Below are 23,946 nucleotides of genomic sequence, written 5' to 3' on the forward strand. Positions count from 1 at the left end.
GACAGCCTATCGGTCCTGCGGCAGGTGCCGTGCCTGCGCGGCTACGCTGGGCCCATGACTGTTCTGGTTTTCCTGGATTCCGCCTTTCCCGACGGGCGTCCGGCCGATGCCGGCGTGCCTCAGCTGATGATCAATGACCTGGGGGTGACGCGCGGAGACGGCATCTTCGAATCGCTGCTGGCGGTGGACTCGGTGCCCCGGAAGCCTGACGCCCATCTGGACCGGCTGGCGTCCTCCGCGCAGCTGCTGGAACTGGACATTCCCCCGCGGGAGGCCTGGGAACGTGCCATCGCCACTGCGCTGGCACTGCATGCAGAAGCTGAGGCCGACGACGCCGGCCACGCCGGCCGGGCAGCGGTGAAACTTGTGGTGACCCGCGGCGTCGAGGGTGCCGCCGCACCCACCGCGTGGGTGCAGGTGACCGTTGCCCCCGATGCCGCGGCGCAGCGCGAGGCGGGCATCAAGGTCCTGCTCCTGGACCGCGGTTACGACAGCCTGTCCGCTGTCCGCGCGCCGTGGCTGCTGCTCGGCGCCAAGACGCTGTCCTACGCCGTGAACATGGCGGCCCTTCGCTACGCACGGCAGCACGGTGCCGACGACGCCATCTTCACCTCCTCCGACGGCAAGGTGCTCGAGGGACCCACGTCCACGGTGGTGCTCGCCCGCGAGCGAAACGGCGTCCGCACCCTGCTGACCCCCGAACGCAGGAGCGGCATCCTGGCCGGAACCACGCAGGATGCCCTGTTCAAGGCCGCCGAGGCAGCCGGCTGGGACCTGGGGTACGGGCCGCTGGTGCCCGAGGACCTGTTCGCCGCCGACGGCGTCTGGCTGGTCTCCAGCATCCGGCTGCTGGTGCCGGTGCGCTCCATCGACGGCCGGGAGCTGCCGTTCTCCGCGGATCTGAACAGCGAACTGGCCCGGCTGGCGGACGCGGCCCTCTAGCCGGCAGGAGACTTGTCCCGGGAAGGCCTCAGGTCAGGATGAAGTTGAAAGTCCCGGCCGCCGCCGCGGCTGCCACGGCCGCGGCCGAGACAACCACCCCTGCCGCGAAAACGATGCCGTCGATGCTGCTGAAGGTCGAGGTCCGTGCCCAGGTCCGCTCCGCTGCTCCGAAGCCGCGCGCTTCCATCGCCGTCGCGAGCCGGGTGGCCCGGCGGATCGCCTGGACCAGCAGCGCCAGGGACTGCCCGGCGAAACCCCGGAGACGGGCTGCTCCCCCGGCGTCGTGCCCGGCACCGCGGGCGTGCCGGGCCAGGCCGATGGTGCGCCATTCCTCCACGAGCAGTCCGACCAGGCGCATGGCAGCCAACGCCCCCAGGACGAACCGGTGCGGCAGCCGCAGCTTCTGGGCCAGGGCATCGGCCAGATCGGTGGGGTCGGTGGTGGTCAGCAGGTAGATTCCCGGCAGGGCAATCGCCAGTCCGCGCAGCCCGATGGCGATGCCCGCGCCCACCGACCCGGAGGTGAACAGCAGCGGGCCTGCGTCCAACAGCACCGTTCCGCTCTTTTCCGCCAGCAGCGCGGTGCCCCACGCACCAATCAGTGCCGCGGCCAGCAGCGGCCAGATCCGCCGCAGCAACGTAGACACCCGGATGTGCAGCAGCGGCAGCAGGGCCAGCTCGGCGGTGAGGACGACGGCGGCGCTCACCCAGTCCACCGTGATCAGCACCGCCAGTGTCAGGAGTATCGCCGAGGCGAGCTTGGACAGCGGGTTGGCGCGGGCAAGGAAAGTCCCTGCGGGACGGGCCGGTGCCCCGGCCACCGCGGCGCTCACTGCCGCACCTGCGCATCCGGTGCCGTACCCGCGCCGGCGGCAGGCCCCTCGGGCATCGCACGAGTGTCTGCAGCGGCTGCCAGCACCCCGTCCGCCGCCCGCAGGTTCCGGGAGGCGAGGGCCTCGATGAACTCGGCGTCGTGCGTGACGGAAACCACGCAGCACCCCTCGGTTAGCTGCCCGCGCAGCAGTGCCACGAGTTCCGCCCAGGTCCGGGCATCCTGCCCGAAGGTCGGTTCATCCAGCAGCAGGATGGACGGTTCCGTGGCCAGCATGGTGGCTACGGACAGCCGCCGCTTCTCCCCGCCTGAGAGCGTGAACGGGTTGGCTTCGAGCAGCCCGTCCAGCCGGAGCCGTTCGGCCAGCAGCTGCACCTTGGCCAGCACCTGCCCGTCCGTGTCCTGCTTCAGCCGCCGGGGCCCGAACGCGAGCTCATCCCGCACGGTGTTGGTCAGGAACTGGTGTTCGGGTTCCTGGAAGACGGTGCCGATGCGGCCCACGAGCTGTGCCGAGGTCCAGCGGCCCGGTTCCGGGCGGGCGGTTCCGGCCAGCGCCGGGGCTGCGGCCAAGGTGCCTTCGCGCGGCCGGAGCAGTCCGCCCAGGGTCAGGGCAAGCGTGGACTTGCCGGCTCCGTTGGGTCCCGTGATGCCGAGGGCGGTTCCAGCGGCCAGGGTCAGGTCCGCTCCGGACAGCACGGCGGGGCCGCGGCCGGAACGGGCGACGGCCAGTCCCCGGGCCTCCAGCAGCAGAGGTCCGGCTGCGGGAGGGGTCCAGGGGACGCCCGGGATTTCCGGGGCGGTGCCCGGGAGCCAGACGCCGGACTCGGCCAGGGTGCTCCGGTGCCCCGGATCCCCCAGCACCTGGTCCGGCCGGCCGTCCGCGAGGACCCCTCCTCCGGCGGCAAGGACCACTACCCGGTCCACAACGCCGGCCCAGACGTCCACCCGGTGCTCAACCACAATCAGCGTGGCGCCTGTGCGGTTGAGCACCCGGGTCACGGCGTCGCGGATTTCGTCCACACCGTCCGGGTCCAGGTTGGCTGTGGGCTCGTCGAGCAGCAGCAGGCCCGGCTCCATGGCCATGACGGAGGCCAGGGCCAGGCGCTGCTTCTGCCCGCCCGAGAGCGCGGCCGTGGAGCGGTCCAGCGGGACCTCCAGTCCGACGTCGGCCAGTGCCGAACGCACCCGCGGCCAGATCTCCCCGGCCGGGACCGCGAGGTTCTCCGCACCGAACGCCACTTCGTCCCCTACCCGGGACAGGACGGTCTGGGAATCCGGATCCTGCAGGACCAGCCCGGTCCTACCGCGGGCAGCCGGATCCGCCGGGTGGACGCCGTCGAGCGTTAGCGTCCCGTGTTCCTCCCCGCCGGTGTCCGGGCCGAGCACACCGGCCAGGGCGTGCAGGAACGTGGACTTTCCGGCGCCTGACGCACCCAGTAGCAGGACGCGCTCGCCGGGGGAAATAGCCAGGTCAAGTCCGGACACCGCCGGACCTGTCCGTCCCCCGTGCCGCCAACCCCACCCCTGCGCCGCGACCGCAGCCGGGCCGGAACGCCGCCGGGATCCCGGGACCCCGTCCGGAAGCGGGCCAGCGGGCGCTGAAGCGAGCGGGCGGCTCCGGCCGCCCTTTCGGCCGAAAAGCACCGTCACGCCGTACCTGTCCGGCCCGACGCGAACGGTGCGAGGGCACCCGTCCGGGCCAGGGCACGGACCGCCAGCCAGGACAGCCCGCCGGCAATAACCGCGCCCGAGACGCAGGTGAGCAGGACGTACAGCAGCTGCCACTGCGCTGCCCACTCCACGTTGTACAGGACGTTTTCGCTGAGGCCGAGGAACAAGCCGGAGCCCAGCCCGGCCAGCAGTGCCACGGTAAGGGAGAACCGCCGGTACAGGAACAACAGGAACACCAGTTCGGCGCCCAGGCCCTGCAGGAAGCCCGAAAGCAGCACGGAGAGGCCGAACTGCGTGCCCAGCACACCCGACACGGCCGAGGCCAGCATTTCGCAGTAGATCGCTGCACCGGGTTTGCGGATGATGAGCCCGCCCAGCACCCCGGCAATCAGCCAGCCGCCGGTGTAGAGCCCGGCGAGCGGCGGAAACGCCGCGGTGAGTGCGCTGATCCCGGCATAACCCAGGGACCAGGCCCAGAAGATGACGCCCACGGCCACGGCAAGGACGGAAGCGACAACAATGTCCACCACCCGCCAGGAACGCCGTGAAGCTGCAGGCCGGGTGCGGCGGAGTGCCGCGGATTGGTCTTTCATGAATGTCCTCCTGTTATCAGGAGGGGAGGGTGATGCTGCACCGGTAAACCGGCGCACTTCCCCGTGGACCGTTGCCGGTCAACGGGGAATGTCCCTGAGCTCTCGACTCCCTTCGCCGGTACTAACCGGATCAGGTTCGAGGGTCTGCGGATATCCGCACTCTCAGCGCCTTATCCTTAGCGGTCCGAAGACCTGCTGCGGGACGGCGCTCCCCTGTCGTATGTTTGCGATTCCACTCTACACACGCACCCCGGATCCGGCGACGGGCAAACCGGTACCGTAGGGTTAGGAAAAACGCCCGAAGCTAGGAGTATTCATGAACCTGATCCTCAAACTGCTTGGAACCGGAGCGAGCATCCTCTCCGGTATCGTCGCCGCCAAGGTGCTGGACTTCGCCTGGACCAAGGCCACCGGCAACGAGCCGCCCAAGGATGCCGAAGGCAGCCTGGAGAACAGCCTCCGTTCCGCCGTGGCCTTCGCCGTGGTTTCCGGTGCCGTCAGCCAGGTCATCCGCGTGCTGACCAACCGCGGCACGCAGCGCGCCATCCAGCGCTACCAGAAGACGCCGGAAATCGTCTAAGCCTTCGATCCTCCTGCCTCCGCCCCCGGGCGGAGGAGCTGCGCTCAGCCCTCGGGGTTTTTCCCCCGGCGCTGGGCGTCGCTGTTTAACGCGTCCCCGGCGGTTCCGCGGGCACGCAGCAGCTCGTCGTCGTCGAGCTCCCCGGTGTAGCCGTGCCCCGGATCATCGTCCACGCGCGGATCATCGTCTTCGTCTTCCAGGGCATCCTCTTCGGCTTCCCGGAGCAGGCGCTGGGCACGTTCGACGACATCGTCGAGCTCGTCGATGACCAGCAGCTCGGGCCGGAGGTGCTTGGTCCGGTAGCCGGCCCGGCCGACCATGTGGGCGGAGACGGGGGCCGTCAGGAGCATGAAGATCCACACCACGGCCAGGACCGGCAGCAGCTTCCAGCTCCGGAATTCCACGGCCATCGCCAGCAGGAACAGCAGCAGCCCGAGAACCTGGGGCTTGGTGGCTGCGTGCATACGGCTGAGCAGGTCCGGGAACCGGATCAGGCCGATGGCCGCGGCCAGGGACATCAGGGCACCGCCGAGCATCAGCACGGCCGTGATCACGTCATAAACGGTCTCTTCCACGGTCCTACCGCCTGTCCGTTACGAAGCGGGCAACCGTCACGGATCCGATGAAGCCGATGAGGGAAATGGCAACCAGCAGGGCCAGATAATCCAGGTTGCGGTAAACGATCATGTCCGTCATCAGGGCGGCACCCACAATCGCCAGCAGTACGTCCGAGGCCAGCACCCGGTCAAGGATCGAGGGGCCGCGGGCAATCCGGTAAATGGCACCGGCACCGGCCACGGCCAGCATGACGGACACCGCCACCACTACTGCGCCCATCATGCCCGGCCTCCAATCTTTCGTTCCCGTGTCTGCACGGTTTCGGCACGCAGTGCGGCCAGCTCCTCTTTGGTTCCCAGCGTCCGGATCAGCCAGGCCTCCGCATCCAGCGCATCGGCCCGCACCTTCTCCGCCTGCTCCGCCGTCGACACGTTCAGTGCGTGCAGATACAGGGTCGAGGTGGAACGGTCGACGTCGACAATCAGCGAGCCGGGAATCAGCGACAGCACGTGGCCGGTGGCAGTGACCAGCAGGTCCGACCTGCTGCGCAGCTTCACCCCGATCACTCCGTTGCGGATCCGCGGACCGCGGAAGACCGCCAGCCAGAACACGTGGAAGCTGGCCTGCACCAGCTGCCAGAGGAAGCGTCCGGCGAAGATCATCCCGTAGAACGGGTTGAACCTGCCGCTGAGTTCCACGGGCGGGAGGTAGAAGATGTTCGCTACGAAGAACGCGATCACTGCCCCGAAGACCAGGTTGCCGGCGCTGAAGTCCTGCCACAGCGCTCCCCACAGGAACACCAGCCAGATCAGCAGGGGCAACTCCTGCAGCAGGGGAATGCGGGAGCGGTTACGCATGCGTGCTTCCTTGGTCACTGGGCTGCCCCCTCGCCCAGGACGGCCTCAATGTACGGGGTGCGGTCCAGCAGGTCCTGTGCGGTTCCATCGCTGAGCGCGAACAGCGGCCCGGCGGCCACGGTCAGGGCAACGCCGAGGGCCACCAGACCCACCGTCGGGTACACCATGGTCCGCGGCAGCAGATCCACGGAGTCCCGTCCGGAGAACCGGCCGGTGGAATGCTCGGTGACATTCTCCGAGCTGCGCAGGCTGGAGCCGTCCGCACTCGTTGCCAGCAGGATCGGATCCGGGTGCACCGCATCCTCGGGGGTCCGCCAGAACGCCCGGTTCCAGACCCGTGCCATGACCAGCAGGGTCAGCAGGCTGGTGGCTGCACCGGCGCCCACCAGAACGTAGGCCAGCGGGGTGCCGAGCCCCACCCCGGCCTGCATGAGGCCGAGCTTGCCCAGGAAGCCGGAGAACGGCGGGATGCCGGCCAGGTTGATGGCCGGAATGAAGTACAGCACGGCCAGCAGGGGTGACAACCGGGCCAGCCCGCCGAGCCGGTCCATGTTCGCGGTGCCCCCGCGGCGTTCGATCAGACCCGTGACCAGGAACAACGAGGTCTGCACCGTAATGTGGTGCACCACGTAGAACACGGTGGAACCGATGCCCGCCACGGATGCCACTGCGAGGCCGAACACCATGTAGCCGATGTGGCTGACCAGGGTGAAGGAGAGCATTCGTTTGATATCTGTCTGGGCCAGGGCACCCAGAATGCCCACCAGCATGGTCAGTCCCGCCACCACCATGAGCAGGGTATTGATCCGGTCTCCGGGGAAGAGCAGGGTTTCGGTGCGGACCATGGCGTAGACGCCCACCTTGGTCAGCAGGCCGGCGAACACTGCAGTGACCGGGGCCGGCGCGGTGGGGTAGGAGTCGGGCAGCCAGAATGACAGCGGGAAGATCGCAGCCTTGATGCCGAATGCCACCAGCAGCATCAGGTGCAGCATCAACTGTGTCGCCGGGTCCAAGTCACCGAGTTTCAGCGCCAGGTCCGCCATGTTCACCGTGCCGGTGGCTGCGTAGATCATCGCGATGGAAATCAGGAACAGCAGCGAGGACACCACGCTGACCACCACGTAGGTCACGCCGGCCCGGATCCGCGGCGTGGTGCCGCCCAGGGTCATCAGCACGTAACTGGCGGTCAGCAGGATCTCGAAGCCGACATACAGATTGAACAGGTCCCCGGCGAGGAAGGCGTTGGACACCCCGGCCACCAGGATCAGGTAGGTGGGGTGGAAGATGGAAATCGGTCCGTCTTCGTCGCCGTCGGCCATACCCTGGCCGGCGGCGTAAATCAAGACGGAGAGGCTGATCGCCGACGAGACCACCAGCATCAGCGCGGAGAACTGGTCCACCACCATGGTGATGCCGAACGGCGGAAGCCAGGCGCCCAGGTTCACGGCCTGCGCACCGGATTCCCAGACGGACCCCAGCAGGAGGACTTCCAGCATCAGGGTGACGCTGAGGATGCTGATGCTCACTACCCGCTGGGAGCGCTGGTGGCGGATCAGGATGAACGCGAGGGCGGCACCGAAGACCGGGAGCACCACTGCCAGCGGTGCAAGGCTGGCTGTGTTCATCGGGTCACCTCCGGTTCGTTTGGTGTGTTGCCGCGCTGGGAGCCGGGAGCCTCTTCGGCTTCCTCCGGCGGTGTGAATTCCGTGGTGTCCTCCGGAACGTCTGCGTCATCTTCGGCATCGAAGCTGCTCTGGCTTGCTACCCGGCGGTCCTCGAGGTCGTCCTGGACCTCGTCCTGCCGGCCCAGGATCCAGGACCGGTAGATGATGCCGAGCATAAAGGCGGTGACCGAGAAGGAAATCACGATCGAGGTCAGGATGAACGCCTGCGGGAGCGGGTCGTTGTAGGCATCGGCGGCGATGTCCTTGTTGAAGATCGGCGCCAGCCCGGCAGGTCCCCCCGTGGCCAGGAGCAGGATGTTCGTGGCGTTGGTCAGCATGGCCAGGCCAAGCACCACCCGGGTCAGGCTTCGCTCAAGCAGCAGATAGATGCCGGCCGCGTACAGGCACCCCATCACCAGGAGGAGGGTGAGGTTCACAGTCACCGGGCCACCTCTTCCTCTTCGGGACGGGAGCCGGCCTCGGGGCTGGTCGCAATATCCAGGATCTGGGGTTCCTCCACAATGCTGTCGTCGTCGGCGTCGTCATCGGCGTCGGCCTCGCTGCGCTCATCGATCTCGGAACCCAGGCTGCGCAGGACATCCAGCACCAGTCCCACGACCACCAGGTAGACGCCGATGTCGAAGATCGTGGAGGTGACGAATTTGATTTCCCCGAAGACCGGCCAGGTGAACTTCAGGATGGCGCTCTGCAGGATCTGCCCGCCGAAGAACAGCGGTGCCGCGGCCGACAGGGCGATGACGCCCAAACCGCCGCCCAGGAGCGTGCCTGCGCTGACCGGGCTGGCCTCTGCCAGCTCGAAACGGCCGCCGGCCAGATAGCGGATGGTCAGTGCGAGTCCCGCCATCAGCCCGCCGGCGAAGCCGCCGCCCGGCAGGTTGTGACCGGCAATCAGCAGGTAGACCGAGAAGAGGATCACGGAGTGGAACAGCAGCCGGGTGATCACCTCGAAGATGATGGACCGGCGCTCGGGTGCCAGCGTCCGACCGGCCACCAGCCAGGCGTCACGGCCGGCGCTGGAGAATTTCCGGGCCAGGGCGAGGGTGGCCTGGCGGCGGCCGGTGGGGGCAAACCGCTCCTGTCCCCGATCCACGGAACCGGTGGCCACTCCTTCGGCCCGGCGCCGCTTGTCACCGCGTCCGCGGACGAAGATCAGGGAGGCAAGACCCGTGGCCGCGATGGCGAGCACGGTGATTTCACCGAACGTGTCCCAGGCGCGGATGTCCACCAGGGTGACGTTGACAATGTTGGAGCCGCCGCCGCCCTCGTAGGCCAGCTGCGGGAAATCGAGGGAGACGGGCGCGGCCACGCGGGAGGCCATGGCGGTCATGGCAAACACAACCATGCTGGCGCCGAAGGCGATGCCGAGCAGGGCCCTCAGCAGCCGGTGGCGCTTGGGTTCGCGCTTCCACAGCCGGGCCGGCAGGGACCGCAGTGCCAGCACGAACGCCACCAGCACAATGGTCTCGACGAGCATCTGCGTCAGGGCGAGGTCCGGGGCACCCTGCAGGGCGAAGATCAGGGCGATGCCGTAGCCGCTGACCGAAACCATCAGCACGGCGAGGAAGCGCTTGGTGGCCCGGGCGGCGGCCACGGCACCCAGGACTACTGCCGCACCGATCACGGCCTGCAGCGGGGTGTCGAACCAGCGGAAGTTTTCCGGCAACGGAGCGGACCGGAGGAACAGTGCCGTCAACGGGGTCACTATCGCCATGGCCAGGATGACGAACAGGTAGAACGTCAGCGAGCCGCGCTGCGTCCGGCCGGTAATCCACACGGCGACGTCGTCGAGCACGCCGATGCTGCCGCGGTAGGACCGTTCAGCGTCGAGCGGGAGGGCGACGGTCTGCTGGAAGGACTCCACCCGGCGGCGCAGCAGGAACAGGGCGGCACCGGCGGCGAGGGTAAGCACGGTCAGGCCGAGAGCCGGCGTCAGGCCGTGCCACAGAGCCAGGTGTGTGGGCTTACCCTCCGCCGGGAAAAGGTCTGCATAGGAAGCGATGACCGAATCCAGCGGCGCAGGCCAGAGCCCGAAGGCGACGGTGGCCGCGGCAAGGATGGCCGGAGCTGCCAGGAAGGACCAGGAAACAGACTTGAAGGGAGTCGCTTTGCAGCCTTCCTTGGCAGCGAAGGCACCCCAGACGAAGCGGGCACTGTACGCAAAGGTGAGGATGGACCCGGTCACTACGCCGGCCAGCAGTACCCAGGCTGCGAAGGTGCCCTGCTGCTCGCCGTAATGCACAAAGGTCTCGTAGACGGATTCCTTCGCCACAAAGCCCAGCAGCGGCGGCACCCCGGCCATGGACGCTGCACCGATCACGGCAACGACGGCGAGTTTCGGTGCTGCGCGGAAGATTCCGGACAGTTTGCGGATGTCACGGGTGCCGGCCTGGTGGTCAATGATTCCAACCACCAGGAACAGCGTGGCCTTGAAGAACCCGTGGGCCAGGAGCAGGCCCATGCCGGCGACGGCGGCTTCCCGGCTGCCCAGCCCGACCACCAGCGTGAGGAAACCGAGCTGGCTGACGGTGCCGTAGGCGAGGATGAGTTTGATATCGAACTGGCGCAGGGCACGCCAGCCGCCCAGCAGCATGGTTGTCAGTCCCAGGACCAGCACGATGGGGTGCCACAGCAGCGTCTCGGAGAACCCGGGTGCGAGCCTGGCGATCAGGTAGATGCCCGCCTTCACCATCGCCGCGGCGTGCAGGTAGGCACTGACCGGGGTGGGAGCAGCCATGGCTGCGGGCAGCCAGAAGTGGAAGGGCACCAGGGCGGATTTGGAAACGGCGCCGACCAGCAGAAGCGCAATGGCAACATTGACCAGCGTCCCGGAAGCCACCAGTTCGGGTGCCAGCACCAGAATCTCGGAGATCCGGTAGGTTCCGGCGACGGTGCCGAGCACGATCATGCCGACCAGCATCGCCAGGCCGCCGAAGGTGGTGACGATCAATGCCTGCAGAGCTGCGCGGCGGGCGGAGAGCCGGTGCGCGGAGTACCCGATCAGCAGGTAGGACAGGATGGTGGTCAGTTCCCAGAAGATGAACAGCAGAATCAGGTCATCTGAGGTAACCAGGCCGAACATTGCGGCGGCAAACGCCAGCAGCTGTGCGCCGAAGCTTCCCATCTTCGGATCATTGGGCCGGAAGTACCGGGCGCAGTAGAAGAGGACCAGCGCGCCTACACCGAGGATCAGGATGGACAGGACCGCGGAGAGCGTGTCCATCCGGAAGGCCAGCTCCACCCGGAGCTCGGGAATCCACGGGATGGTGACCGACGGCGGCGCGTTCGGGGCTCCCGAGGCCAGTGTTTGGTCTGCACCCGTGTACCGGGAGAACGTGGCCATCAGCCAGATGAATGCCGCAGCGGGGAAGGCCGCCAGAATGTAAAACGCCGACCGCCCAAGCTTCCGGAACAACAAGGGCGCAACCAATGCCACCGCAAACAAAACGGTGAGCACAAACAGCACTATGATCTCCCGGGATTTTATCGATGTTGCAGCGTCAGACAGCTGTAGTTATCAAGGGGGCGGTCAAGGTCGGTCTATCCATTCTACCCATGGCATACACGTGCCCTCCTATTCGGGCCGGTCAGCGGCAGATGCAGGAATCGGCGGTTTAGGCGTGGAATACCGTTCCGGGCCGCGGGAGCCGCTAGGCTCGGCGGCATGAGTCTCAGCACAGAAAACACGTCTCCGGGCCGCCCGGCGACAAGCGCCCCGGCCCCTGCACGCTGGAAACAGGTGGCGGCATGGGCTGCCTGGGACTGGGGCTCCGCTTCCTTCAACGCCGTGATGACCACCTTCGTGTTCACGGTCTACCTGACGTCCGAGCAATTCGGCGACAAGGACCACAATTCCGCCGTCCTCGGCGCGGGCCTCGCCATTGCCGGCGTGGCCGTGGCCGTCCTCGCACCGGTGACCGGACAGCGGTCGGACGCCGGCGGACGCCGCCGCAAATGGCTGACCGTCAACACCCTGCTGACCTGCGCCCTGGTCGCAGCGTGCTGGTTTGTCTTCCCCTCCCCCGACTACCTGATCCTCGGTGTGGCCCTGATTGCCGCAGCGAACCTGTTCTTCGAGTTTGCGGGCGTCAACTACAACGCCATGCTCAGCCAGATCTCCACCCGGGCCACGGTGGGAAAAATCAGCGGCCTGGGCTGGGCCATGGGCTACGTAGGCGGAATCGCCGCCCTCGCGCTGGTGCTCGTAGGGTTCGTGCAGCCCGACGTCGGCTGGTTCGGAGTCACTTCCGAAGACGGACTGAACATCCGTGCCGTGGCGCTGTTCTCGGCAGTCTGGTTCCTGCTCTTCGCGCTGCCGCTCATGTTTGCCGTGCCCGAAGTCCCCCGCCAGGATGCAGTGGCCCGGCTGGGAATCCTCGCCTCGTACAAGCTTTTGTTCCACCGCATCAAGGTCCTCTTCCGGACCGACCCGCACACCATTTACTTCCTGCTTGCCAGCGCCGTCTTCCGGGACGGACTCGCGGCGGTGTTCACCTTCGGCGGCGTTATCGCGGCCGGCACCTTCGGGTGGGAACTGTCGGAAGTGATTATGTTCGCCATCTTCGGCAACGTGGTCGCCGCCGTCGGGTCCGTGATCGGCGGGTTCCTCGATGACCGGTCAGGACCCAAGGCCGTGATCGTCGGTTCGCTGATCGGGCTGATCCTCGCCGGCACTGCCGTGGTGGTGCTCGGTCCCAAGGACCAGGACCTGCTGGGGCTGCAGTGGACCGGCGACACCACCTTCTGGATCTTCGGCCTGATGCTGTGCCTGTTCGTTGGCCCGGCCCAGTCCGCCTCCCGGGCGTTCCTGGCCCGGCTCGCCACGGAAGGCAAGGAAGGCGAGCTGTTCGGCCTCTACGCCACCACAGGGCGGGCGGTCAGCTTCCTGGCCCCCACCCTGTTCTCGGCCTGCATTTTGATTTTCGGTTCGCAGCGCTACGGCATCATCGGCATCATGGCCGTGCTGCTGGTTGGCTTGCTGGTCCTGCTCCCGGTCCGCTCCCCCGGGGCACGGAAGGCCGCGGCAGCCGATAAGGAGTAAGTCCGGCGCGCGGGTCCGGCCTATGGACCTGACTCCGGGTCCGGCCTATGGGCCTGGCTCCGGGTCCGGCCTATGGGCCTGGCTCCGGGTCCGGCCTATGGGCCTGGCTCCGGGTCCGGCCTATGGGCCTGGCTCCGGCGGCAACGAAATTCCTTCGCTCGCAGAGCTCGCTTGGAATATTAAAGCCGCCTCCGCCAGGCCCTCCGGCCGGACGGTCACGCCGCCTCCGCCAGGCCCTCCAGCCGGACGGTCCCCTTAGGAGGCGCTGACGGCATCCTCGTCATTAGCGGCGGCGCCGATGTCGGTGCGGTGGAAATTCAGGTGGCTGCGCGACGCCGTCGGGCCCCGCTGGCCCTGGTAACGGTTGCCGTAGCGGCCGGAGCCGTACGCATGCTCAGCCGGCGAGCTGAGCCGGAAGAAGCACAACTGGCCGATCTTGGAACCGGGCCACAGCTTGATGGGCAGCGTTGCCATGTTGGAAAGCTCCAGCGTGACGTGCCCGGAGAAGCCCGGATCAATGAAGCCGGCGGTGGAGTGCGTAAGCAGCCCGAGGCGCCCCAGGGAGGACTTGCCTTCCAGGCGGGCGGCAATGTCATCCGGCAGGGTGACCTGCTCGTAGGTGGAGCCCAGGACAAATTCGCCGGGGTGGAGGATGAAAGGCTCGTCCGGAGCCACATCCACCAGCCGGGTCAGTTCCGGTTGGTCCTGGGAGGGATCAATGTGGGCGTACTTATGGTTGTCGAAGAGCCGGAAGAAGCGGTCGATGCGCACATCGACGCTGGAAGGCTGGACCATAGCGGGGTCGTAAGGGTCCAGGGCAATCCGGTTGTCGGCAATCTCGGCTCGGATGTCGCGGTCAGAAATCAGCACTCTTCAAAAATAGCGCACATGCCCCTAGCGGCCGATTTCCGTCCGCACCGCATAGAGCTCCGGGAAAAACGTGAGTTCGAGGGCACGCCGCAGGAAGCCGGCGCCGCTGGAACCGCCGGTTCCGCGCTTCATCCCGATGGTGCGTTCCACGGTCTTCACGTGTCGGAAACGCCACAACTGGAAATTGTCCTCGAGGTCCACCAGCTCCTCACAGGCCTCGTACACGTCCCAGTTCGAGGCCGGGTTCTCGTAGACGTATTTGTAGACCGCCAGCAGCGACTCGTTATACACATGGGCCTGCGTCACGTCGCGGGCCAGCAGCTCCGGCTCCACCGCGTATCCCCGCCGGGCGAGGTAGCGGATGAATTCGTCGTAGATGCTGGTCTCGGAAAGCAGTCCGGACAGCAGGGCCTGCGCCTCCGGGTCCGCCGCAAACACGGCAATCATTGCTTCGTTCTTGTTGCCCAGCAGGAACTCGACGGCACGGTACTGGTAGGACTGGAACCCGCTGGAGGCACCAAGGTCGTCACGGAATTCCGAGTATTCGGAGGGGGTCAGGGTCGCCAGCACGGACCACTGTTCGGTCAGCGAGCGCTGGATGTGCTTGATCCGGGCGATGCCCTTCATGGCCGACCGCAGGTCATCCGCCGCCAGCCTGGCGCGCACGGCGAGCAGCTCGTGCAGCACGAGCTTGAGCCACAGTTCCGAGGTCTGGTGCTGGATGATGAACAGCATCTCGTCGTGGTGCTCCGGGCGGCTTACCGGATGCTGGGCAGCGAGCAGATCATCCAGGGCAAGGTAGGACCCGTAGCTCATCTTGTCGCTGAAATCCCGTTCAATGCCTGCTTCGAGGCTGCGGGTGTTCTCGTTCGGACTCATGCCCACCACGGTATCCGCTCGGTATGCCAGACTTGGAGTTTTGGCACCGATCCCTCCGAAGGAGTCCCCCATGGAACCGGACAACACCCCTGAGATCCCGACTATGCCGCTGGCCCATGACGACGTCGAAGCACCCGGCGCGGCTCTTGAAGAAGCCATCACCGCCGGCCGCGAGGGCCGGATCACCAACCGCGAGGTCATGTCCGTCATCTGGACCTCGGAGCTGCTCAGCGTTGGCCGCCTTACGAAGGACGATGATCCCTCCACGTTCCAGGCCGTGGTCCTGAAGGCCCCGGATGCCGACTACTCCGTGGCCGCCACCTTCACCTCCGCGGACCGCATCCCCGCACAGCTGCGCGAAGCAGCACCGGTGGTCGTCAAGGCCACCGGCGAAGCCACCATCCGCAGCATTGCCCCGGGATACGGCATGTCCGTGAATCCGGGACACGAAGTAGGGCTGGAGATCGGCCCGGACGTGGTGGCGTCACTCGTGGCCGCGTACGAAAAGACCGCCGAGCAGGCGCGGGACTCTGCCCGGCCCGACGATCCGACCGCGGAAGGGCCTAAAACAGCCGGTTAGGTTGCGTTATGGCCGTTTGATGCCGTTTTTACCCGCCTGACCCTTGAAGTGTCGGTGCCGGAGCCTACGCTGGGGAGCCTCACCACAGAGGGAGGGCTGTACCGTGACCAATTCGAGCGTGACTTCGTCGATCTGTTCCATTGTTCCGCCGTATCTGCTTGCCCGGCTGGCCGCCGCCGAAGACCCCGCCAAGGCAACGGCGGCGAAGGCGGCCCGCCGGGCGCTCACCGGGATTGAGGGGGTGGAATCGGCACGTTCAGTGCGGCATTCGGCACCGTCCCGCGGGTCCGGTACCGCACTCACTCCGTCGCTGCGCCGCACCATCTCGGATGCCCTGGGACTGGAGGAACTGCCGGGCACGGTGGTGCGCTCCGAGGGCGGACCGGCCACGGGCGACCCCGCCGTGGACGAAACCTATGACGGCCTCGGGGCCACCTACCACCTCTTCAGCGACGCCTACGGACGTTCCTCGCTCGACGGCGCGGGCCGGGCGCTGGAGGCCACAGTCCACTACGGCCACGCGTACGACAACGCTTTCTGGGACGGCACGCGCATGGTGCTCGGTGACGGCGACGGCGAGGTCTTCGAACGCTTCAGCAAATCCGTCACGGTAATCGCCCACGAGCTGACCCACGGCATCATCCAGTACACGGCGCAGCTGGATTACCGTGACCAGGCCGGGGCGCTCAACGAATCGGTGGCGGACGTCTTCGGCGTCCTCGTGGAGCAGAAACTGCTGGGCCGGACCGCCGGCCAGGCGGACTGGCTGGTGGGCGCAGGCCTGTTCACTGCCCAGGTGCAGGGGCGGGCGCTGCGGTCCCTGAAGGCGCCGGGGACTGCCTACGACGACGACGTGCTTGGCAAGGACCCTCAGCCGTCGTCCATGGAGGACTTCGTGAAGACCTCAGCCGACAACGGCGGCGTCCACATCAACTCCGGGATTCCCAACCGCGCGTTCTACCTGGTGGCCGAAACCCTCGGCGGGTATGCCTGGGAGCGGGCCGGGCAGATCTGGTACGACACCATTACCGAACGCAACTTCCCTGCCGACGCCACCTTCGCCGTCTTTGCCGCCGCCACAATCACCGCGGCCGAAAAACGCTACGGGGCGGGGACTGAGGAAAGTACCGCTGTTCAGGCCGCATGGAAAGAGGTTAACGTCTTGGTATGAGACTGGTGGTAGTGCGCAGCGGCGGCTTTGCGGGCATGCAGCGCACCTGGAGCACGCAGGTCAGCTCCGAAGAGGCACAGGAGCGGTGGCTGCCGCTCCTCAGCGACCCGCCCGAAGCCCCGGACAGCGAACCGGACCGGTTCACCTACGAAATTTCGGTGGGCCCTGCGGCCGTCACCATCCCCGAACGGCAGGTGAAGGGGAGGTGGCGCGAACTTGTGGAGCGTGCGCGGGCCGGCGCCGATTCGGACGCCGGCGAGGCGCCGGGCGGATAATCATCCGGGCCCTTGCCGCGCGGTCCTCGAACCCTCCGGCAGCACCGCACCCGGATTAGGCAACCCGTCGGTTCCATGTAAAGTAAGAGATTGTGCCGGATCTGCTCCGGCCGCTGCGGGCGTAGCTCAATGGTAGAGCGCTAGCTTCCCAAGCTTGATACGCGGGTTCGATTCCCGTCGCCCGCTCCATTTTGGAGCAACGTCCCTCCCCCTCCCTCTGCGCTTTCGCTGTCAGCGTGTCAACCCCCTGCTCGAAGTCCGGTGTAACCGGCGTAGACTTGTCCGCGATGAACCGGAAAATGTTTAAGTCCAAAATCCACCGCGCCACGGTCACCCATGCCGACCTCCACTACGTGGGGTCCGTGACGGTTGACCTCGACCTCCTTGAGGCCGCGGACATCCTGCCCGGAGAGCTCGTCTCTATCGTCGACGTCGACAACGGCGCCCGGCTGGAGACGTACACCATCGCCGGCGAGCGCGGCTCGGGGGTGTTGGGCATCAACGGCGCCGCGGCGCATCTGGTGCACGTGGGCGACACGGTCATCCTCATCACCTACGCAGACATGACCACCGAAGAGGCCCGCAGCTTTGTGCCCACGGTTGTCCACGTTGATTCCGCCAACCGGATTCTTGAACTGGGAACGGACCCGGCTGAAGCCGTGACCGAAGGCACCGAGCGTCCTCCGCTGGCCCTGGACAATACCCAGGTCATGGGCAGCAACCTGGACGTACCTGCCGAAGCCAGATAGCAGCATCCGGTGCTGGGGGTACTCACCGGGTTCGCAGTTGTCTGGATCATCATCCTCACCGGGTACTGCATCGGCAGGCTTGGGGTGCTGGGGGACAACGCCCAGACCGTGCTCAGCCGGCTGGCGTTTTTTGTCGCGTCCCCCGCCCTCCTCCTCATTACCCTGAGCGATGCGGACCTGGGCACTGTTTTTTCGCTTCCGCTGCTGGTCGCGGCCGCCAGCGCCGGAGCCACGGCGGTCCTGTATGTGCTGGCAACCCGCTGGTGGCTGCGCCGCCCGCTGCCCGAGATGCTCATCTCGGCCATGTCCTCGTCCCTGGTGAATGCCGCCAATCTCGGCCTGCCCATTTGCGTGTACGTCCTGGGGGACGCCGCCTATATCGCACCCGTGCTGATTTTCCAGCTCGCCTTTTTCACGCCGTTCTTTTTGATGATGATGGATTCAGCCACCAGCGGCCGGCGGACCTCACTTCGGGTCTTTGCCGGCCAGGTGGTGCGCAACCCCATCATCGTCGGTTCCCTGCTCGGTCTGCTGCTGGCCGCCACCGGCACGCAGCTGCCCGAAATCATCCATGAACCGGTATCCCTGATCGGCGGAGCGGCAGTTCCCGCCATGCTGCTGGCCTTCGGACTCTCACTGGTGGGTTCACGGCCGCTGACTGCCGACGGCGGCCGGCGGGCCGACGTCGTCCTCGCCTCCGCGTTCAAGCTCGTTGTCCAGCCGCTGCTGGCTTTCCTACTGGCCCGCTTCCTCCTGGGCATGGATGGACATCTGCTCTTCGCCGTCGTCGTGACCGCTGCCCTGCCCACCGCGCAGAATGTGTTCGTTGCCGCTGCCCGCTACGATGAAGGCCTGCTGGTGGCAAAGGACACCGTGCTGCTCACCACCATTGCCTCGCTTCCGGTCCTGGTCCTGGCGGCAGCTCTGCTCGCCTGAGGGTCTACCCGGCTCGATCCCTTTTAATGTGGCGTAAATTACGTTCAAGGCATATGGTCAAACGAAGACTGCTCAGCGTGCAGTCCGTCTTCTGCAACGCCGCAGGGGACGCTTACGACGAGGTGGAGGCACAGTACCGATGCCAAAGGACGCAAGATACTGGGGGCGTACCCGGAAAAGGACACGGGCTGCTGCCGGCCTTACGCTGGCTCTGGGCGCAACTCTCCTATCCGGCTGCGGAACCGACGAGGGTGCAGCACCCACATTGACCTGGTACATCAACCCGGATGCCGGCGGCCAGGCAGCACTGGCCGAGCAGTGCACCGAGGCATCCGGGGGTGCGTACACCATCGAGACGTCCCTGCTGCCCAATGATGCCGCTTCCCAGCGCGAACAGCTGGCCCGGCGACTGGCTGCGGGGGACAAGAGCATGGACATCATGAGTCTCGACCCGCCCAACGTGCCGGAGTACGCGGAACCCGGGTATCTTGCACCGGTCCCCGACGACGTTGCCCAGCGCACTACCGAAGGTGTCCTGGAAGGCGCTCTCGAAGGCGCCAAGTGGAAAGACAAAGTGGTGGCTGTCCCGTTCTGGGCCAACACCCAGATCCTTTGGTACCGCAAGTCCGTGGCTGAAGCGGCCCAGCTGGATATGACCAAGCCCGTGACCTGGGACCAGATAATCGAAGCCGCCGAGAGCCAGGACAAGTACATCGGCGTGCAGGGCGCACGCGCCGAGTCCATGACCGTGTGGGTCAACGCCCTGGTGGCGTCGGCCGGCGGCCGGATCGTCGAGAACCCGGACGCTTCCGCGGATGAAATCCAGCTGGGACTGGACTCCGAGGCCGGGAAGCAGGCCGCCGAGGTGGTCTCCACGATCGGCAAGGAAGGCCTGGGCGGTCCCGGACTGCCTACGCAGACGGAAAACACGTCCATGATCCAATTCCAGGGCGACCAGGGTTCATTCATGGTCAACTACCCCTTCGTCTGGCCGGCAACCAATGCCTCGGTCGAGGAAGGTGCGCTGCCGGAGTCCCTCATCGACGACATCGGCTGGGCCCTCTACCCGGCCATGAACGAGGGCGAGGACACTGCTCCCCCGCTGGGCGGCATCAACCTGGGCGTGGGATCCAACAGCCAGCACCCCGACCTGGCGTTCGAGGCCATTGAATGCATCGTTTCGCCTGAGAACCAGGCCCAGTACTTCACAACCAACGGCAACCCGCCGTCGAACGAAGAGGCCTACAACTCCCCTGGAATCGAGGAGACCTTCCCGATGGCACCCACTATCCGGGACTCGCTCGAGCTGGCCGTTCCCCGGCCGCAGACCCCGTACTACAACGAAATCTCCACCGGCATCCAGCAGACCTGGACTCCGCCGAGCGAGGTCAACCCCGACACCACCCCGGCCGAGAGCCAGGAATTCATCCTCGAAGTCCTTAGAGGGGAGAAACTGCTGTGAGCACTTCCGTTGAAGCGGTCCGGGAAGCCCCGGCCAAGGCAGCTACATCCAAACAGCCCCTCAGCGACCGCGCCAAAGCGGAGCGGCGGCTCGGTTTCTGGCTCGCCGGACCCGCCTTCATCATCATGCTGGCGGTTACCGCGTACCCGATCCTCCTGGCGCTCTGGGAATCGCTGTTCAAATACCGCCTGACCGCCCCGGCGGACCGGGAGTTCGTGGGGCTGGGCAACTACGCCACCATCCTTTCGGACGGCCTGTTCTGGCGGGATCTGGGTGTCACGGTACTGATTACGGTCATCACGGTCGTGATTGAGCTGATTCTCGGCTTTGCCCTGGCCCTGGTGATGAACAGCGCGCTGAAGGCCGTCCGCGGCTGGCTGCGCACCGCGATCCTCGTGCCGTACGGCATCATTACCGTGGTTTCCGCCTTCGCCTGGTTCTATGCCTTCGACATCAACTCCGGGTACATCAACAGCTGGTTCAGCTGGTTGCCGGGCATCGATGCGGACCTGAACTGGTTCGCCGACACCTGGACGGCACTGTCCGTCATCATGGCCTCGGAAATCTGGAAGACCACCCCGTTCATCTCCCTGCTGCTGCTCGCGGGACTGGCCCAGGTTCCGGGTGAGTTGACGGAAGCGGCAGAGGTTGACGGCGCATCCTGGTGGCAGCGGATGTCCAAGGTGATCATCCCGAACATGAAGGCCGCCATCATGGTGGCGGTGCTGTTCCGGGCCCTGGACGCCTTCCGCATCTTCGACAACGTGTACATCATGACCAACGGCGCGTACGGCACCGAGGTGCTTTCGCTGCTGGCCTACCGGACCTCGATTACCCGCCTGGAAATCGGCATGGGCTCGGCCGTCTCGGTCCTGCTGTTCATCTGCGTCATCATCATCTGTTTCATCGCCATCAAACTGTTCAAAGTGGACCTTTCCGGCGCACGAGGGGGTAAATAAGTGAAGTCCTCACCTGCCAAACGGCGGACGATTTGGACCATTATTTCGGTTTTGGTCGTCCTGTATGCACTGTTCCCGGTGGCGTCGATTCTCGCGACCTCGTTCAAGCTGCCCAGCGACCTGACGTCCGGGACCTTCCTCCCGACCAACTGGTCATGGAGCAACTACGAGCAGATCCTGGTCGGCGATGCGCAGGGACTGTTCCTGAGCAGCCTGCGCAACTCCATCGGCATCTGCCTGATCGCGACCTTCATCGCAGTCATCCTGGCCACCCTGTGCGCCTATGCCATTGCCCGCTTGGACTTCCCGGGCAAGAAACTGGTGCTGACCACGGCGCTGGGCGTCTCGATCTTCCCGGTGATCTCCATCGTGACCCCGCTGTTCAACCTGTGGCGCAACATCGGTCTCTATGACACCTGGCCGGGCCTGATCATCCCCTACCTGTCCCTGACGCTGCCGATCTCGATCTGGACCCTGGCGGCATTCTTCCGGCAGATCCCGTGGGAGCTGGAGCAGGCAGCCCAGGTGGACGGAGCCACCACGTGGCAGGCGTTCCGCAAGGCCATCGTTCCCCTGGCGGCACCCGGTGTCTTCACCACGGCGATCATCGCGTTCTTCATCGCCTGGAATGACTTCGTGTACGGCATTTCGCTGACCTCCACCGAGGCAGCCCGTCCGGTACCGGCGGCCCTGGCGTTCTTCACCGGCGCATCGCAGTTCGAGGAGCCCACCGGAGCCATCTCCGCCGCGGCGATCATCGTCACCATTCCCGTAGTTGTCCTGGTGCTGGCGTTCCAGCGCCAAATCGTCTCCGGCCTAACCCAGGGCGCCGTCAAGGGCTAGTCCCTGACGCACCCGGATTGAAGAAAAGGATCCCTAACCATGGCATCTATTACCCTTAACCACCTCGTCAAGAAATACGGCGACGGTTTCCCGGCCGTCAACGATGTCAGCCTGGACATTGCCGACGGAGAGTTCATCATTCTGGTGGGCCCCTCCGGCTGCGGCAAGTCGACGCTGCTGCGTATGATCGTGGGCCTCGAGGACATTACCTCCGGTGATCTGCTGATCAATGGCGAGCGCGTCAATGACAAGGCACCCCGCGACCGCAACCTGGCCATGGTGTTCCAGAACTACGCGCTCTACCCGCACCTGACCGTGTACGAAAACATCGCCTTCCCCCTGCGCCTGAACAAGGGCAAGTACAACGACGAGCAGGTCCGCAAGCTCGTGACCGACGCAGCAACCACGCTGGAACTGACGGACCACCTGGACCGGAAACCGGCCAACCTCTCCGGCGGCCAGCGGCAGCGGGTGGCCATGGGCCGGGCCATCGTCCGGCAGGCCGATGCCTTCCTCTTTGATGAGCCGCTCTCCAACCTGGACGCCAAACTGCGCGGCCAGATGCGTGCCGAGATTGCGCAGATGCAGCGCCGTCTGGGCACCACCAGCGTTTACGTCACCCACGACCAGACCGAGGCCATGACGCTGGGAGACCGGGTGGCAGTGCTGAAGAAGGGCATCCTGCAGCAGGTCGCTTCCCCGCGCGAGCTCTACGAGCAGCCCATCAACCTTTTCGTGGCCGGCTTCATCGGTTCCCCGTCCATGAACTTCCTGCCCGCCACGCTGGAGAACGGAGTGCTGAAGACCGCCGTCGGCGACCTCCGCATTCCCGAGGAAAAGGCAGCGAAGGCCGCCGGCAAGCAGGTTGTCCTGGTGGGCATCCGTCCCGAGTTCTTCGAGGATGCTTCCTTGGTGGAGGAACACAAGCTGCAGCACGGCTCCACGTTCACGGCACCGATCACGCACACGGAGTGGCTGGGCAACGAACAGTACGGCTACATCCACTTCGATCCCACCCCCGAGGTGCGTGAGCTGCTGAACAACCTCGCGCGGGACATGGATGCCGACGAACTGCGCCCGCAGGTGGTGGTGACGCTCGACGCCGCCAGCCGTATCCGCGGGGGCCGCGACGCCGAACTGTGGCTGGACACCCGCAAGGTGCACCTCTTCGACCCGGAGACCGGCGAGAACCTGACCCGCGATGCGGCTGCCGGTGCGGAGCTGACGGAGGAAGCCAACGCCCACCGTGCCGAGGAGATCGCCGCTGCCCACGAGTCGGTCCCGGCGGCCGCTTCCTAGCCGCCCTGTCAGCGACACAGGCGCCCGGCCCGGGCGCCTGACACGAAGGCCGGAGCGGGGAACCGATCCGGCCTTCGTTCTTCCGTGCAGGTAACGTAAGACCGGTGCAGGGAACATCACCGGTAATCAAGGCAGTAGCCTCCTGGCTGCTTGCCCTCATGCTCACGATCGCGGCCGCCGTCGTCGTGATCTATTTTGTGAACGCGAAGACGTACGGCCCCGAGAAGCACGTGGAAAGCTATCTGCAGACACTGGCCGACGGCGAGGGCGGGCAGGCGCTCGGTATGCTCAACGCGCAGGTCCCGGAGGCCAATGCGGCACTGCTCGACGGCGACGCACTCCGTGCCTCGGTCAAGGGGCTGCAGGTGCGCAATGTCGGCGAGGCTGAGGATATCGGCGGGGACCGGGTCGAAGTGGCCCTGGACTACGCCTACGGACAGTCCGAGGGAACCACCCGCTTCGTGCTGGAAAACACCGGAAAACGCTGGCTGTTCTTCGACACCTGGGACTTTGTGCCGGCAGCGCTGCCCACCGTGCAGGTGAGTGCTCCGTCGCTGCGGGAAGCGACCCTCAACGGCGTCCGGGTGACCCTTCCGGAGGGTGCCAATACCTTCGCGGCCTTCCCCGTCTCGCGGGTGGCGGCCTCCTACAAAAGCCAATACCTGGCCGCGCCGGAGCAGACCACGCTGGTGACGGCCGAAGAGGATCCCCAGCTCGCCCTCGTGCCGGAGGCAACCAAGGAACTCGTCACCAAGATCGATACCGGTATCCGCGAATTCCTCGACGGCTGCACGGCTGCCGACCGCCTGGCTCCGCCGGGCTGCCCGTTCTACCACCTCACCAACAACCGCGTGGAACAGCCCATCCGGTGGAGCATCACGGACTACCCCGAGGTCGAGCTGACGCAGGCAGAGGGACGCTGGGTGCTCAGCCCGCTGAGCGCGACCGCCCGGGTCACCGCAACCCAGGTTGATCTCTTCAGCGGCGACAAGAGCCCGCTCGTGGCCGAGGAGTCGTTTACCTTCAACGCCTCGCTGCGGGTGGACGGCGACGACGTCACGCTGAGCCCGCACGTGCAGTAACCGTCCCTTTGAGACGGGTTCGGCGGCGGCACGGGGTTTTTCCCGTGCCGCCGCCGAAGTGCGTTAAGGCGGTTTCGTCAGCGCTT

The 23,946-nt window shown here is 66.2% G+C and carries 23 protein-coding genes, 1 tRNA gene, 1 pseudogene and 1 riboswitch; of the genes and pseudogenes, 14 read left to right on the top strand and 11 right to left on the bottom strand.

Translation table 11 applies throughout. The annotated features are described in order from the left end of the window. The first annotated feature begins 54 nt into the window (after positions 1 to 54). Positions 55 to 942: an aminodeoxychorismate lyase gene (locus tag NNX37_RS03280; RefSeq protein ID WP_255790833.1), complete on the top strand. Its 888-nt coding sequence runs from the start codon at positions 55 to 57 to the stop codon at positions 940 to 942. 28 nt (positions 943 to 970) lie between these two features. Here the strand turns inward: NNX37_RS03280 and NNX37_RS03285 are convergent, their stop codons facing one another. From NNX37_RS03285 to NNX37_RS03295, 3 genes are all read right to left on the bottom strand, one after another. Then, complete coding sequence (locus NNX37_RS03285; protein ID WP_255790834.1) at positions 971 to 1,774, bottom strand: energy-coupling factor transporter transmembrane component T family protein; 804 nt, start codon at positions 1,772 to 1,774, stop codon at positions 971 to 973. Then, positions 1,771 to 3,258, bottom strand: a complete 1,488-nt coding sequence (locus NNX37_RS03290; protein WP_255790835.1) for an ABC transporter ATP-binding protein — start codon at positions 3,256 to 3,258, stop codon at positions 1,771 to 1,773. Before NNX37_RS03290 ends, NNX37_RS03285 begins: the two co-directional genes overlap by 4 nt. A gap of 161 nt (positions 3,259 to 3,419) precedes the next feature. After that, the gene (locus tag NNX37_RS03295) at positions 3,420 to 4,037 is read right to left on the bottom strand and encodes an ECF transporter S component (RefSeq protein WP_255790836.1); all 618 of its coding nucleotides are present in this window, start codon (positions 4,035 to 4,037) and stop codon (positions 3,420 to 3,422) included. Positions 4,038 to 4,127: 90 nt separating this feature from the next. Next, positions 4,128 to 4,262: riboswitch (TPP riboswitch) on the bottom strand. Between the two features lie 91 nt (positions 4,263 to 4,353). On the opposite strand from NNX37_RS03295, the gene NNX37_RS03300 reads away from it, so the two are divergent. Beyond that, positions 4,354 to 4,617 carry a DUF4235 domain-containing protein gene (locus NNX37_RS03300; RefSeq protein WP_227919224.1) on the top strand — a complete coding sequence of 88 codons (264 nt, stop codon included), beginning with the start codon at positions 4,354 to 4,356 and terminating at the stop codon, positions 4,615 to 4,617. Between the two features lie 191 nt (positions 4,618 to 4,808). Here the strand turns inward: NNX37_RS03300 and mnhG are convergent. The 6 genes and pseudogenes from mnhG to NNX37_RS03330 form a co-directional block, all read right to left on the bottom strand. Further along, positions 4,809 to 5,192: pseudogene (gene mnhG / locus NNX37_RS03305) on the bottom strand (monovalent cation/H(+) antiporter subunit G); the annotation flags it as partial. Positions 5,193 to 5,196: 4 nt separating this feature from the next. Further along, positions 5,197 to 5,457 (bottom strand): monovalent cation/H+ antiporter complex subunit F, encoded by a 261-nt coding sequence (locus tag NNX37_RS03310; protein WP_255790837.1) that lies wholly within the window; start codon positions 5,455 to 5,457, stop codon positions 5,197 to 5,199. Beyond that, on the bottom strand, positions 5,454 to 6,032 hold the full coding sequence (locus tag NNX37_RS03315) for a Na+/H+ antiporter subunit E (RefSeq protein ID WP_255790838.1): 579 nt from the start codon (positions 6,030 to 6,032) through the stop codon (positions 5,454 to 5,456). Before NNX37_RS03315 ends, NNX37_RS03310 begins: the two co-directional genes overlap by 4 nt. A gap of 14 nt (positions 6,033 to 6,046) precedes the next feature. Then, positions 6,047 to 7,657, bottom strand: a complete 1,611-nt coding sequence (locus NNX37_RS03320; protein WP_255790839.1) for a Na+/H+ antiporter subunit D — start codon at positions 7,655 to 7,657, stop codon at positions 6,047 to 6,049. Next, entirely contained in the window at positions 7,654 to 8,139 is a 486-nt protein-coding gene (locus tag NNX37_RS03325) for a Na(+)/H(+) antiporter subunit C (protein WP_255790840.1), read from the bottom strand. The genes NNX37_RS03320 and NNX37_RS03325 overlap by 4 nt, the downstream gene beginning before the upstream one ends. Continuing rightward, positions 8,136 to 11,180: a Na+/H+ antiporter subunit A gene (locus NNX37_RS03330; RefSeq protein WP_255790841.1), complete on the bottom strand. Its 3,045-nt coding sequence runs from the start codon at positions 11,178 to 11,180 to the stop codon at positions 8,136 to 8,138. The genes NNX37_RS03325 and NNX37_RS03330 overlap by 4 nt, the downstream gene beginning before the upstream one ends. 198 nt (positions 11,181 to 11,378) lie before the next feature. Here NNX37_RS03330 and NNX37_RS03335 point away from each other — a divergent pair, with 198 nt between their 5' ends. Next, a complete protein-coding gene (locus NNX37_RS03335; protein ID WP_255790842.1) occupies positions 11,379 to 12,755 on the top strand; it encodes an MFS transporter in 1,377 nt (458 codons plus the stop codon). 255 nt (positions 12,756 to 13,010) lie between these two features. Here the strand turns inward: NNX37_RS03335 and dcd are convergent, their stop codons facing one another. Beyond that, on the bottom strand, positions 13,011 to 13,625 hold the full coding sequence (gene dcd / locus NNX37_RS03340) for a dCTP deaminase (protein ID WP_255790843.1): 615 nt from the start codon (positions 13,623 to 13,625) through the stop codon (positions 13,011 to 13,013). Positions 13,626 to 13,649: 24 nt separating this feature from the next. Continuing rightward, complete coding sequence (gene kynA / locus NNX37_RS03345) at positions 13,650 to 14,504, bottom strand: tryptophan 2,3-dioxygenase (RefSeq protein WP_255790845.1); 855 nt, start codon at positions 14,502 to 14,504, stop codon at positions 13,650 to 13,652. 70 nt (positions 14,505 to 14,574) lie between these two features. Here kynA and NNX37_RS03350 point away from each other — a divergent pair, with 70 nt between their 5' ends. The 11 genes from NNX37_RS03350 to NNX37_RS03400 all read left to right on the top strand — a co-directional run bounded on the left by NNX37_RS03350 (position 14,575) and on the right by NNX37_RS03400 (position 23,860). Continuing rightward, positions 14,575 to 15,084 (top strand): SseB family protein, encoded by a 510-nt coding sequence (locus tag NNX37_RS03350; protein ID WP_255790846.1) that lies wholly within the window; start codon positions 14,575 to 14,577, stop codon positions 15,082 to 15,084. 103 nt (positions 15,085 to 15,187) lie between these two features. Further along, positions 15,188 to 16,255 carry a M4 family metallopeptidase gene (locus tag NNX37_RS03355; protein ID WP_255790847.1) on the top strand — a complete coding sequence of 356 codons (1,068 nt, stop codon included), beginning with the start codon at positions 15,188 to 15,190 and terminating at the stop codon, positions 16,253 to 16,255. Continuing rightward, on the top strand, positions 16,252 to 16,530 hold the full coding sequence (locus NNX37_RS03360; RefSeq protein ID WP_255790848.1) for a protealysin inhibitor emfourin: 279 nt from the start codon (positions 16,252 to 16,254) through the stop codon (positions 16,528 to 16,530). The genes NNX37_RS03355 and NNX37_RS03360 overlap by 4 nt, the downstream gene beginning before the upstream one ends. A 115-nt stretch (positions 16,531 to 16,645) precedes the next feature. Next, positions 16,646 to 16,719, top strand: a tRNA-Gly gene (locus tag NNX37_RS03365). A 98-nt stretch (positions 16,720 to 16,817) separates the two neighbouring features. Beyond that, on the top strand, positions 16,818 to 17,279 hold the full coding sequence (panD, locus tag NNX37_RS03370; protein ID WP_255790849.1) for an aspartate 1-decarboxylase: 462 nt from the start codon (positions 16,818 to 16,820) through the stop codon (positions 17,277 to 17,279). Positions 17,280 to 17,288: 9 nt separating this feature from the next. Then, a complete protein-coding gene (locus NNX37_RS03375; RefSeq protein WP_255790850.1) occupies positions 17,289 to 18,215 on the top strand; it encodes an AEC family transporter in 927 nt (308 codons plus the stop codon). Between the two features lie 139 nt (positions 18,216 to 18,354). Continuing rightward, on the top strand, positions 18,355 to 19,677 hold the full coding sequence (locus NNX37_RS03380) for an extracellular solute-binding protein (RefSeq protein WP_255790851.1): 1,323 nt from the start codon (positions 18,355 to 18,357) through the stop codon (positions 19,675 to 19,677). Next, entirely contained in the window at positions 19,674 to 20,636 is a 963-nt protein-coding gene (locus NNX37_RS03385) for a carbohydrate ABC transporter permease (protein ID WP_255790852.1), read from the top strand. The genes NNX37_RS03380 and NNX37_RS03385 overlap by 4 nt, the downstream gene beginning before the upstream one ends. After that, the gene (locus NNX37_RS03390) at positions 20,637 to 21,479 is read left to right on the top strand and encodes a carbohydrate ABC transporter permease (RefSeq protein WP_255765114.1); all 843 of its coding nucleotides are present in this window, start codon (positions 20,637 to 20,639) and stop codon (positions 21,477 to 21,479) included. 39 nt (positions 21,480 to 21,518) lie between these two features. After that, positions 21,519 to 22,778 (top strand): ABC transporter ATP-binding protein, encoded by a 1,260-nt coding sequence (locus NNX37_RS03395; RefSeq protein ID WP_255790853.1) that lies wholly within the window; start codon positions 21,519 to 21,521, stop codon positions 22,776 to 22,778. A 104-nt stretch (positions 22,779 to 22,882) separates the two neighbouring features. Then, entirely contained in the window at positions 22,883 to 23,860 is a 978-nt protein-coding gene (locus tag NNX37_RS03400; protein WP_255790854.1) for a zinc ribbon domain-containing protein, read from the top strand. Positions 23,861 to 23,946: the final 86 nt, after the last annotated feature.

It is taken from the genome of Arthrobacter zhaoxinii (genome assembly GCF_024385505.1).
Taxonomy (GTDB): domain Bacteria; phylum Actinomycetota; class Actinomycetes; order Actinomycetales; family Micrococcaceae; genus Arthrobacter_B; species Arthrobacter_B zhaoxinii.